The organism is Gluconacetobacter asukensis, from assembly GCF_014174375.1.
Taxonomy (GTDB): domain Bacteria; phylum Pseudomonadota; class Alphaproteobacteria; order Acetobacterales; family Acetobacteraceae; genus Gluconacetobacter; species Gluconacetobacter asukensis.
The window spans coordinates 1-11,047 of record NZ_JABEQE010000034.1 but is presented as its reverse complement, the minus strand read 5'-3'; the positions used below and the strand labels follow the sequence as shown (position 1 = coordinate 11,047).

The 11,047-nt window shown below is 61.5% G+C and carries 12 protein-coding genes, 1 tRNA gene and 2 pseudogenes; 7 read left to right on the top strand and 8 right to left on the bottom strand.

Annotation, left to right across the window (positions count from 1 at the left end):
* From HLH35_RS19305 to HLH35_RS19295, 3 genes and pseudogenes are all read left to right on the top strand, one after another.
* Positions 1 to 90: pseudogene (locus tag HLH35_RS19305) on the top strand (IS5/IS1182 family transposase); the annotation flags it as partial.
* 140 nt (positions 91 to 230) lie between these two features.
* Positions 231 to 1,067, top strand: a complete 837-nt coding sequence (locus HLH35_RS19300) for a hypothetical protein (protein ID WP_182980687.1) — start codon at positions 231 to 233, stop codon at positions 1,065 to 1,067.
* Complete coding sequence (locus HLH35_RS19295) at positions 1,067 to 1,504, top strand: hypothetical protein (RefSeq protein ID WP_182980686.1); 438 nt, start codon at positions 1,067 to 1,069, stop codon at positions 1,502 to 1,504. The genes HLH35_RS19300 and HLH35_RS19295 overlap by 1 nt, the downstream gene beginning before the upstream one ends.
* Positions 1,505 to 1,542: 38 nt before the next feature.
* Here the strand turns inward: HLH35_RS19295 and HLH35_RS20095 are convergent, their stop codons facing one another.
* The 8 genes from HLH35_RS20095 to HLH35_RS19260 form a co-directional block, all read right to left on the bottom strand.
* Complete coding sequence (locus HLH35_RS20095; protein WP_246385251.1) at positions 1,543 to 2,031, bottom strand: site-specific integrase; 489 nt, start codon at positions 2,029 to 2,031, stop codon at positions 1,543 to 1,545.
* A 260-nt stretch (positions 2,032 to 2,291) separates the two neighbouring features.
* Positions 2,292 to 3,413, bottom strand: coding sequence for a DUF6538 domain-containing protein (locus HLH35_RS20090; protein ID WP_246385250.1), 1,122 nt, complete (start codon positions 3,411 to 3,413; stop codon positions 2,292 to 2,294).
* A tRNA-Leu gene (locus HLH35_RS19285) sits at positions 3,384 to 3,469 on the bottom strand. The genes HLH35_RS20090 and HLH35_RS19285 overlap by 30 nt, the downstream gene beginning before the upstream one ends.
* A gap of 63 nt (positions 3,470 to 3,532) precedes the next feature.
* Entirely contained in the window at positions 3,533 to 4,255 is a 723-nt protein-coding gene (locus HLH35_RS19280; RefSeq protein ID WP_246385249.1) for a M48 family metallopeptidase, read from the bottom strand.
* Positions 4,252 to 4,734, bottom strand: a complete 483-nt coding sequence (locus tag HLH35_RS19275) for a YcgN family cysteine cluster protein (RefSeq protein ID WP_182980685.1) — start codon at positions 4,732 to 4,734, stop codon at positions 4,252 to 4,254. The genes HLH35_RS19280 and HLH35_RS19275 overlap by 4 nt, the downstream gene beginning before the upstream one ends.
* A gap of 48 nt (positions 4,735 to 4,782) precedes the next feature.
* Complete coding sequence (locus HLH35_RS19270; protein WP_182980684.1) at positions 4,783 to 5,229, bottom strand: hypothetical protein; 447 nt, start codon at positions 5,227 to 5,229, stop codon at positions 4,783 to 4,785.
* Positions 5,226 to 6,260: an extracellular solute-binding protein gene (locus tag HLH35_RS19265; protein ID WP_338029406.1), complete on the bottom strand. Its 1,035-nt coding sequence runs from the start codon at positions 6,258 to 6,260 to the stop codon at positions 5,226 to 5,228. Before HLH35_RS19265 ends, HLH35_RS19270 begins: the two co-directional genes overlap by 4 nt.
* A 1-nt stretch (position 6,261) precedes the next feature.
* Positions 6,262 to 7,326, bottom strand: a complete 1,065-nt coding sequence (locus HLH35_RS19260) for an ABC transporter ATP-binding protein (RefSeq protein WP_338029405.1) — start codon at positions 7,324 to 7,326, stop codon at positions 6,262 to 6,264.
* Between the two features lie 406 nt (positions 7,327 to 7,732).
* On the opposite strand from HLH35_RS19260, the gene HLH35_RS19255 reads away from it, so the two are divergent.
* The 4 genes and pseudogenes from HLH35_RS19255 to HLH35_RS19240 form a co-directional block, all read left to right on the top strand.
* A complete protein-coding gene (locus tag HLH35_RS19255; RefSeq protein WP_182980681.1) occupies positions 7,733 to 8,173 on the top strand; it encodes a hypothetical protein in 441 nt (146 codons plus the stop codon).
* A gap of 293 nt (positions 8,174 to 8,466) precedes the next feature.
* Positions 8,467 to 10,701, top strand: coding sequence for an FUSC family protein (locus tag HLH35_RS19250; protein ID WP_220790787.1), 2,235 nt, complete (start codon positions 8,467 to 8,469; stop codon positions 10,699 to 10,701).
* Positions 10,701 to 10,895 carry a DUF1656 domain-containing protein gene (locus HLH35_RS19245; RefSeq protein WP_182950834.1) on the top strand — a complete coding sequence of 65 codons (195 nt, stop codon included), beginning with the start codon at positions 10,701 to 10,703 and terminating at the stop codon, positions 10,893 to 10,895. The genes HLH35_RS19250 and HLH35_RS19245 overlap by 1 nt, the downstream gene beginning before the upstream one ends.
* Before the next feature lie 43 nt (positions 10,896 to 10,938).
* Positions 10,939 to 11,047, top strand: a pseudogene (locus tag HLH35_RS19240) (efflux transporter periplasmic adaptor subunit); the annotation flags it as partial.

The window sequence follows — 11,047 nt, the reverse complement described above, 5'->3', positions numbered from 1 at the left end:
CGGGATTACGAGCAGAGGATCGACGTCTCGGAGGCAATGATCCATGTCGCTCTCGGTAGCCTCATGCTCCGCAGAATTGTCCACCCATGACCATTCTCAAACGGACTCTAACTTTTATGAATAATCAAAAGACGATAATTATGATTCTGTTCACCTTTGTTAGCTCTTGAAGTCGATGCCGACAGATGCAAGAATGTTACAAACGATTTTTTCTATGGTGTGCGGTCCTAATGAAGAAAAAATTTGAACTTTTTCGTCTCTCTCTTGTGATGCGTGAGCAACGAGATTTTATTTTAGATGGTCCTGATGGAGATTTGAATAGAGAGGAATATTTGAACAAAGTGTTTTCCACACAGTACGCTATTGGTCATAGAGGAAATGAATTTCATTTCGTTCCGTATGTTAAAGTTTCTGGTCAAACTCGTTTTTTGGCAGGGCGGATAGGTCGACCATTTTCTGATTTGGAGTTTACACCTCCTGATGATGGTTTCACGGAAGAGCTTCACCAGGGTTGGAAAGCTCTCGCCATTATTATAGACCCATCCCATCATAAGGACGGTCAAAAATTGGCCGTTGAGGTTAATAGAGACGTTGGTCAGGCGTTGCCTGTGATTTCTGCCTTGATTGACGAAATAAATAGACGGGATGATGCCATATACACGATAAACGTATTTCCAATCAGCGACGTGCAGTCTTTTTGGGATTTTTCTGAACAAAATCAAGGTAATATCACTCGTCTAGCTTTCGAATTCACCGCCCCTAATATGTTTGGGGGACGAGATAGCATTCGTGATGAACTAAGAAAATTCCGGGACCAGGAAAAGGCTTCTGTTGTCTCCATAGAATTAAAGAATTCCGATGGTTTAAATAGCAACACAAAACGAGTGAAGGAGAGCGTTGGCTATATAGAAGAAGGTGGCGGCGATATAATGGCAAAAACAAAAGACGGAAAAAGATACAGCTCTAAAAGTAAAGTGAAAATTACACAAATAGTATTTGAGGATGATAGTTCCGATACGATGGCAAAGTGCTTAAAGGATGCTGCTAGTATTTTGGGGATGGGATAATGCTCTCTCTCATTGTTCTACTATTTGTTTCTCTTTCATTAATGGTGGTTAGTGTTTCGGCTCCATGGGTTCTCTGCGATAAAAATACTTTTTTGCTTAATTTCGTAAACCACGAAATGCTTGGTTTTTTGGGTATAACCGTCACGATAACCTTGGCGTCCGGTGCGACCCTTTTTTTAGATTTGAATAAAATGGAGGAGAAGATAGGAAAAAATATTTTCAAAAAATCAAAATTAGCCATTAGAAATTCTTGTTACTGTCTAATTATTCTTCTGGCAGCATCGGTCGTTTTGGTTACTATCAAGCCACTTACGCCTGACACAGAAATATGCCGGTCGTTGTTTAACTCTATGGCTCTAATTATCGTGTTCGCCAACATCGGAATTATGTTTGATATTACCTCCATGGTTTTCCAAACCGGAAATGAATTTGAATGATTGCGTTTTGTTCGAGTGGGTGTGGGTATTATTAAAAATCACGTCTCGCTCAATTTCTTCATGTCCCAGAAGTCAGGGTATTCAACAGCTTCCGCAACTCGAACTATGTTTTCAAGGTCGATGCCATCAAGGTAGCGTTTGACGCCCTCTGATTGATGGCCGTACTCATGACCAAGGAAATCATCAATCCACACTTCCCGGATGCCTGTGTTTCCGCCAGGAAGATTCCGCAGTTTGGTAGAGACATTATGCCGGAAGCTGTGGAAGACAATGCTTGAAGACTTGATTCCAGGCCTGTTTTTGAATGTCGAAAATTTGCCTCCAAAGCCTACACTTCTTTTTTTGTCCCTGCCACTGAAAGCCAGTTCATCAAAAATGTAATATTTTGCCTTTTCCGCCAGTTCCAGAATACCTGCTTCAATAAGTTTTCTATGAATGGGAACGACCCTTTCCCCAGCTTCGGTCTTGGGGTTCCAGGCTTCAGCGGGTCTGTAGCGTCTTGGAAATGTTCGCAGATGTTGAAGCACCAGACGCCCTTGATGTTGATGACATCAAGGTTTCGCAACCGGCATATCTCCTCAAGACGCATGCCAGTGTATGAGCCAATCATGACAATCATAGCGAAGGTCTTGCTGGAAATCTTACCCGGTGGCCATGGATTTTCTACAAGTTTCCTCAGGTCGTCTTCAGGCCAGGACGTATAACCATCGCCTTTCTGCTTGCGTCCGAAAGACCAGTCACGGAAAACATTTGAGCCTCGGTCAACAAGCTCCTTCTTTTGATAGTACTACCACATGATTGAAAGTTTGGAAAAATGATTCTTGATGGTTTTGGTCGTTACCAAATCTTTTATACGCTTGCCCTTGGTGTGTTTAATCAGCTCATCAACGGTCAGTTCTCTTGTCTTTCCTTTCCTGTAAGTTGCTGAAATCTTGCTCATCATTTCAATATATTTGTCAGCATGCCTTGAGGAATATGTCCTGATAGGCCTATCTCCATTGATTTCAAGCCATCTACGATAGACGTTCGCCATCATGGCAAGTTCGCTGTTCGGCCTTCCTGCGACATCTGGGGACGCCATGAAGCTCTTCACGGCCTCGGAAAACAGGGGAGAGGGCTTCACCTCCAGTTGTTTGAATACCGGAGAAAGGGTCTCTCTGAGCAAGGTGGCGTGATTTTCGAAGGTTCTGATTGCGTCCTTCTGGCCTTGAACCCTTGAAGCGAGGACTTCCCCAGAACGGACAAGCTTCTCCAGCACGGGTCCGGCAGTATCTTGGAGATACCCTGCGAGAGCCGATGAGCGTTCTGACTCTTTGATATACAATAGCAGGTGTTCAGCGTTGATTGTCTTGTATTGAACAATCAGCGATTCAATATCTTTCCGATAGGATTCAATGACAGCATCAAAGAATTCCTTCGATTGCTGGTCCTTCAGGCTTAACCGCACGAACTCCGCTAGGCTGTCCCTCTCGGCCTGATCCTGTCCGGCATCCGGTGGAAGCGTCGAACGCTGTAGAACGTCCAGATACTCCCGTTTATCGTCATCCGACATGAGCCAGGGTTGGTTAGCCATAGAGCATTCAATCTTTGCAAACAGATTCTGAGTGCGTTCATAAACTGTTCCCGCACGTATCAGTGCGACTTTCCTTGATTTGGTGAACAGCGAAAAGCAGATTTCATGCTTGTTCAGGATATCACGGAAACGTGATGGAACTTTTGTCCTGAAGTAGAATCCTGTTTCCCGGCTCTGAAGCATGTTCTTGCCTTGTTCATGCTCCCCGACTGAAACTCCTCTGGCCTGTGTAAGACCTTGTGTCAGAGTTTCGGGGTGCTGTGTTTCTGGAAATCCAGAATCGTGAACAAAAACAATATCTTGCAGTGGTGCGAACTGCGGGACTCGAACCCGCACGCCCTTGCGGGCGCAAGATTTTAAGTCTCGTGCGTCTACCATTCCGCCAAGCTCGCCCGGCCCGCCATCTAGCATACTCGCGCGGCGGGTGAAATCCGGCGGCGGCGGTTTTCGGCAGGTTATGCGGCGCGCAGCAATGCCGGCCCGTGACGGCGCAGCCAGGCTTCGGCCATGTGGCGGTGCGGCGTCAGGCTGGCCACCAGCACCCAGAAATCGGGGCCATGATTCATGTGCCGCAGATGGGCCAGTTCATGGGCCAGCACGTAATGCTGCACGTCGACGGGCGCCATCACCAGCCGCCAGTTCAGCATCACCGTGCCATCCGCGCTGCAACTGCCCCAGCGGCTGCTGGTATCCTTGATCACCAGCCGGCGGGGCCGCAGGCCGGAGGCCCCCGCGATCTGCGCCAGCCGCGCGCCCAGCCGACGCCCGGCTTCCTGCCGCAGGAACGTCGTCAGGCGGCGGCGCAGGAACGGCGCCTCGCCGCTCACCTTCACCACATCGTCCTCGATCCACACGCCCCGCCGCCCATCGGGGCAATGGACGATCCCATGCGGGCACCCATCCAGCACCACCTGTCCCCCGTCATGCCACGGCGCCGCCGCCGGCAGATGGTCCAGCCGCGACAGCGCCCAGACGGCATGGCTGCGCAGCAGCGCCAGCCCCGCCTCGCGCTCCGCCCTCGGCGGCAGGGTAATCACGATTTCGGCCTCACGCGCATCGATCCGCAGCGACAGCCGCCGCGCCCGGCTCGACCGACGCCAGCGGACCGGCACGTCGCGGCCGGCCAGCCGGACGGTATCGGCCTCCGCCGGCATCGGACCGGTGAGGCCGGCCCTCATTCCCCGGCGGGCGTCCGTGGCCGGCGCGGACGCGGCATCACGCCGGGCCAGTCGACGATATGATGCTCCAGCGGGCCGGCGCGACGCTCGCTGATCGCCCGTCCCCGTACCGAAATCCCGGCCTCATGCACGGTATCGGGCGAGCCCGACACCAGCGGATGCCACCATGGCAGCTTCCGCCCTTCAGCCAGCAGCCGATAGGCACAGGAAGGCGGCAGCCAGTCGATCTCCGCCAGGGCCTCGGGCGTCAGTTGCACGCAGTCGGGCACCTTGCGCCGGCGGCACGCGTAATCCGAGCAGCGGCAGCTTTCCAGGTCCAGCAGCCGGCAGGCGACCTCGGTAAACAGGATCTGCTCGGTCACGTCCTCGCGCAGCTTGTGCAGGCAGCAGCGTCCGCAGCCGTCGCACAGCGATTCCCATTCCTCGGTCGTCATTTCGTCCAGGCGGCGGACCTGCCAGAACGGCTTCGTATCAGTCATGGCGACCGTCTTACTGAATCCGGCCGGCCAAGAGAAGAAAAACGCCGCCTACCCGTCCAGAACGCCCATCATCACGACGCCCGCCACCGCCAGCACCGCCGCGCCCAGCGCCGCCGGCCCCAGCAGCGGCAGCCACAGCCCGCGCAGCCGGACAACCCGCCCGGCCCCCAGGCCCGCCGCCGTCCGCGCCAGTCCGGGCGGCAGGCGGTCGAGCGCGCGCAGAAGCGGCAGCAGCACCAACGGCACCAGGCAGACAGCCTGCGTCACGACAGGCTCCGCGCCACCATCCCGCCAGGGCCCGGACAGCGCAACGGCCCCCATCCATCCGGGAATCGCCAGTGCCAGGGCACAGACCTGGGCGGCCGACAGCACGCGCCGCCCCCGCGGTCCCGCCCGCAGCAGCAGGCCAAGCCCGCACGCGGCCAGGGCTGCCCCCCCTTCCACCAGCAGACCGACGACCAGTGCCGGCGACGAGAAAGCCGGCAGCCCGGTCATGGCGCGGCCAGCCAGTCCGCGAAGCGCCGGGACAGATCGGGCAGATGCTCCTGCCAGAAGGCGGCGTCCATCGGCAGCGGCTGCACCGACGGCACGTCGGGACGCGCATGATAAAGCGAAGCGAACCGCGCCACCTGCTCGGGCTGGGCCATGAAATGCAGCAGGCTGCGCGCCCGGTCGCGCGTCGCACGATCCAGATCGGGCGCGACACCCCAGGACAGGCCGTCATCCAGGCTCTGTTCCCATTGCAGCCCGACATCGCGCTGGCCGGACCCGGCCGCCGTCACCTCGCCCCCCACCGCGCTGGTCATCAGCACGCTGCCATTGCCGATGATGCGCGCGGATTCCGCCGGGCTGGTCCACCATTCGATATAGGGACGCAACTGGCTGAGCTTGCGGAACGCGCGCGCCACCCCGTCGGACGTCGCCAGCACGGCATAGACATCGGCCGGCGCCACGCCATCGGCCATCAAGGCGATCTCGAGCGTCGAGCGCGGGTCCTTGCGCAGGCCGCGCTTGCCGGGATAGCGGACGACATTCCAGAAATCGCTCCAGTGCGGGGCCACCGGAATGCGGCCACGATCCCACGCCAGGGCGATCCCCTCGCGCAGGGCCGGCACGCCACACGCATCCGCGCTGCCCGGCGCGCCGCCCAGCCGCAGCAGGACTCCCTGCATGCAGGCGGCGCGGGCGGTGCTGTCTTCCATCAGCGCCACGGTCCAGGCACGGCCGCCGGAACCCTGGCTGGCCACAGGCTGCGGATCGCCATCCCACACATAGCGCAGGATGCCGACCTTCATCTGGGCCGCGAAGGGGCGGAAGAACGCCTTGTCCTGGGCGGCGCCCAGGGCGCCGCCCAGGCTGTTCACCGCCAGCGCATGCGCGCGCCAGCCCGTCCGGGCATTCCCGCCGGTCGGCACGAGCGCCAGCAGCAGCAGCCCGATCAGAAGACGACGGAGCGATCGGAGGGTGCGGAGCGGGCCGGACAGGGGGATGGACTTTCGCAGGGGGCAAGGCAGAGAGGCCGGCACGCTAGCCCATTTCCCCCCGGAACGGAAAGGCCACGGCATGCGCCGGCGGCCAGGCCAGCCGGGCGGTCCGTCCGGGCACCAGCCCCGTCAGGTTCTGCGCAGGCGGCCGGCGGACCAGGACCTCCTGCCCGTCCTCCAGGCGAAAACGCAGCCGGATATGGTCGCCCATATGGTGCAGCCCCGCCAGCACCGCCGGCAGCGTGTCCTTGTCCTCATCGTCGGCGGTGGCCCGCCCGGTCGGAAACAGGGTGGCGATCCGGTCGGGCCGGACGCACAACGTGCACAGCATGTCCGCGTCCACCCCCTGCCCGGCCATGGCCTCGACCCGCGCGCCGCTGGCCAGATGGACCGAGGCCAGATCGTCCTCCACCCACGCGACGCGGCCGGTCAGCGCGTTGGCGTCGCCAAAGCGCGTGGCGACCCGGTCGCAGGCCGGCCGGTCGAACAATTCGGCCGCGCTGCCGACCTGCAACAGCGCCCGACCGGACATCACGCCGATCGCATCCCCCAGCAGCAGCGCGTCATCCCGATCCCCGGTCGCCAGCAGCAGCGTCAGGCCCTGCGCCCGGGCCACGCGGGCCAGCAGACGGCGCATCGCCAGCCGGTCTTCGCGCTCCAGCCCCGCGAACGGGTCGTCCAGCAGCAGGACCGAGGGCGCAAACACCAGCAGCCGGCCCAGGCGCGCGCGCCACTCATCCTGCGGGGCAAGGGCATGCGGGCGGCGGGCGGCCTGTCCGTCCAGCCCCAGCAGGGCCAGCACCGCGTCCACCCGCGCCGCGACCGCCGGCCGCGCCAGGCCGCGCGCCTCCAGCGGAAAGGCCAGGTTCCGCCGCACCGTCAGGTGCGCGAACAGCGGATCGCGCGCGCTGAACAGCCCCAGTCCCCGGCTCCCCGCCGGCAGCGCGGCCACGTCCCGGCCATCGAGCAGGATCTGGCCGGCCACGCACGGCAGATGGCCGGCCAGCGTGTCCAGCAGGCGCGACAGGTCGGCCGCACGGTCCCCCAGCAATGCCAGGCACCCGCCGGGTGCGATCGAAAAGGACAGCGTGGGCGTGGAAGGCTCCACCGGCGCACACACAAATCCGCGAACGTCAAGACGTGGAGAGAGGGGAGCCATGCGAGAAGCGAAACCTGACAGGACGGAGCGAAAGTCGGCAAGTGTAGACAACCCGCATCAAAGATACGACCGTTCCTGAGGCACCGGCCCGTAAAATCGGCCCAACACCGCCGCTGACGACCGGCCCCGTACCCCCATCTTCCCGACCCGGAAGCGGAGGCCGGCTAGGCATGGACAGCCTGACGGGTCGTTGCCAAGGCGCGCGAACTGGCCGATTATCCGCGCAAGATCTGAGCCGCCGGGGCCTCAAGCACCCAGGGCGGCCATCGCCAGCCATGCCGCGATCAGCTATCTGGCCGGGCGGGCATTCCGGCGGAACGCCCGCCAACGCAGTAGTAGGGACGAAGCAAGGACCATGAAGATAGCCGAACTTGGCAAAGCCACTGTCCAGGCGGAACTGACCGTACGCCGCGAGATGGCCATTCGCATAGGCAGGCAGGTGGCGTTCCTGGTCGTCGCCGCCGTGTTCGGCCTGCTGGCTGTCCTGTCGGGACACGCGCTGCTATGGGCCTTCGCCTACCAGACACTGGGGTTCAGCGTCCTCGGCGCGGCCATCCTGGTCTTCGCGGTCGACGCCGTCATGGCGCTGCTCTTCCTGCTGCTCGGCCGCCGCTCGATCATGACGCCCACCGAAATCCGCGCCCGCTTCGCGCGCGAACATGCGCTGAACGAACTGCGGCAGGCCCTGGCCCTGACCGCCGTCACGTCGGCGATCGCGGGCCCGGTCGGCCGCCAGGCCCTGCGCGGACTCATGCACCTCGTCCGCTCGCTCTTCGGCCGCAAGGGCGGCATCTGACACCCGCCTCGCGGGAGAGACGCCAAACCCGGTTGGGGACCATGCTGAAATTGCATTGGCCCCCGCCCCCCATTTCTGGAAACCTGTTCCCTGGTCACAATTTCATGAGCATACGCCCCACATGCGTGTTCATGACAGCAGGGAAACCGGGTAGCTGCAGGGATGGCGGACTCCGAGCGTAGTGCGCGGGCACGATCCTTTGGACGTCGTCTGACCCATAAGAACGCCTCCCGACAGGGACGGCCCGGTCGTGGCGCGCCGCATTGCCGCGCCGCGCATGCGGCGGCCCGGACATGAGCATCCGGCTGGTTCCGCCCCACACGGCGCTGCATGTCCCCCGTTCGCTGGTCCGGTTCGGCGGCTTCGCCTTCCCCGACTGGCAGACGCTCTCGCCCACCATCGCCTACAGCATCCGCGCGCTGCTGGCCGTCGGGCTGGCGCTGTTCCTGGCCTTCTTCTTCCAGCTCCAGACGCCGATGTCCTCGGTCACGACGGTCCTGATCGTGGCCAACCCCGTCGTCGGCGCGATGGTCTCCAAGAGCTTCTGGCGCATTTTCGGCACCGTGATCGGCGCGACGGCGGCGGTCCTGCTGATGGCGGCCTTTCCGCAATCGCCGATGCTCTATTTCATGGGCCTGTCGCTCATCATCGGCATCGCCTGCTGCGTGTCGACGCTGCTGCGGTTCTACAAGGCCTATGCCGCCGTGCTGGCGGGCTACACCATCGTGCTGGTTTCGATCTCCACCTTCGCGGACCCCGACCGCATCTTCATGGCCGCCATGTCGCGCCTGTCGGCGGTCACGGTCGGCATCGTCAGCACCGCAGTGGTGTTTCTGGTCACGTCGGTCAGCCGGCCGGAAAAGGTCCTGCGCCAGGTCGACCAGACGCTGCGCAATATCGCCAGCCAGTTCTCGCACCCGGCGGACCTCGAGGACGCGGTTCCCGGCCAGACACCCATGCCGGACGATGGCGGCCAGCCGCTCTCCTTCCGCGCCATGACGCTGACCAGCTACGATGCGCGCGCGCGCCTGCTGTCCCAGGCCAATGCGCTGGTCGAGGCGATCGAATACGCCGCCGCCGACAATTTCGCGCTCGGCCGCCGGGCCGACGGCCTGCGCGCGGGCGTGGCCAGGCTGCTGGGCCTGCTCAGCACCGACCACCCGATCTGGCGCGACGAACCGCCGCAAAACCCGCAAGCAACCGCCGCCCGCGACCTGGTGCATGAGGTCATGGCCAGCTTCGCCGTCACGCCGCCGGAAAACCTGCATCTGGACGATCCGGGCCATATGCGCGCCCGCCTCGCCACTGCCATCGATACGCTGGACGATCTGTCCGAGCAGACGAAAGACCTGCCCACGATCGCGTTCATCGACAATGAACGCGATATCCTGGTGCAATTGCGGAGCGCGCTGGACGATTTCGTGGGGCCGCAGGCCCATGTGCGCCCGCTCAGGCTGCGGCTGTTCTTCGACTGGCCGGCGGCACTGCGCAACGGCACGCGCGGCGCGTTCGTGACCTTGCTGGGCTGCCTGACATGGTACGTCTTCCGCTGGTCGAACGGCGCCGCCATGCTCGCCTACCTGATCCCGGCCTCCTGCCTGCTGGCCACCAGCCCGGTGGCATCCCGCGCCAGCGTCATGTTCGCCAGCGGCACCCTGGCCGCCATCCCCGCCGCCTTCATCTGCCAGACCTTCTTCCTGCCCCGCATCGACGGCTATCCGCTGCTGTGGCTGTCCCTGTCGGTCTGCCTGCTGCCGGGCATCTGGCTGCAGTTCCATCCCCGCCACGCCATGCGCGGCTTCGGCTATGCGGTGTTCTTCAATGCCATGGTGCAGATCCGCAACCCGATCTCCTTCGACGACCTGTCGCTGATGAATGTCTGGCTGTCCTACCTGATCGCTCTGATCGGGCTGGCACTGGTATTCCGGGTCATCCTGCCGTCCGACCACCGGCTGGATACCGGTCGGCTGGTCATGTCGATCAACCGCGCCACCCAGCAGCTGGCCCGCCTGCCGCTGGACCGTCATGTAAGCTGGCCGGTGTGGGAAAACCTGCAGATGCAGAAGATCCTGCGCATGATCCAGCGCTTCTCGCTGGTCGCGCCCCCCAGGCGCGTCTACGAAACCACCGACGCGGCGTTCATCTCCGTCTCGGTGGGGCGCCTGATCACGCGGCTGCGGCATCTGGTACAGAACCCGGCGGTCCACGAGCAGGACAGGGCGCGCACACTGGCGGCGCTGACCGCGTTTCAGCATCTGTGCACCCACCCGGCCCGCACCGCGCTGGTCCTGCGCACGGCGGCGCAGCAGGTGATGGCCGATGTCGAAGACCGCCCCGCCGCATCCCACGTTCCCACCCGGCGCATTGCAGCATGCCTGGAACAGGCGTCGCTCCTGGTAGACTCGGCGCCCGGATTCTTCCACAAACATGGTCCCCTGCAATTGCCTGACGACATGCAAGGCGCCAATAACAGGCTGAATATGGCCGTCCCGCCCCAGACGCGTTCGTTCGGATTGAGAGTCGCGTAATGCTGACCGAGTTCAATTTCTTCGGTGTCTTCATGGCGCCGATCGTCGTCTACGCGATCGCCGCCCTGCCGGTGACCATGCTGATCCGCTTCCTGCTGTGGTGGACCGGCATCATGAAATGGTTCTGGCATCTCGCGCTGTTCGAGGTCGCCCTCTACACTTGTGTTCTGTGCCTGATGATCCTGTTCGTCTGAGAAACGACCGAACACCTGCCCCCTGCAAGGTCCGAGATAGACAATGCCTCTTTTGCGCACCCTGATCCGCGTGGTCCTGACCCTGAGCGTCGTTGTGCTGGCGATCGTTCTGGGGGTGACCCTGTGGGACACGTATATGATTGCCCCATGGA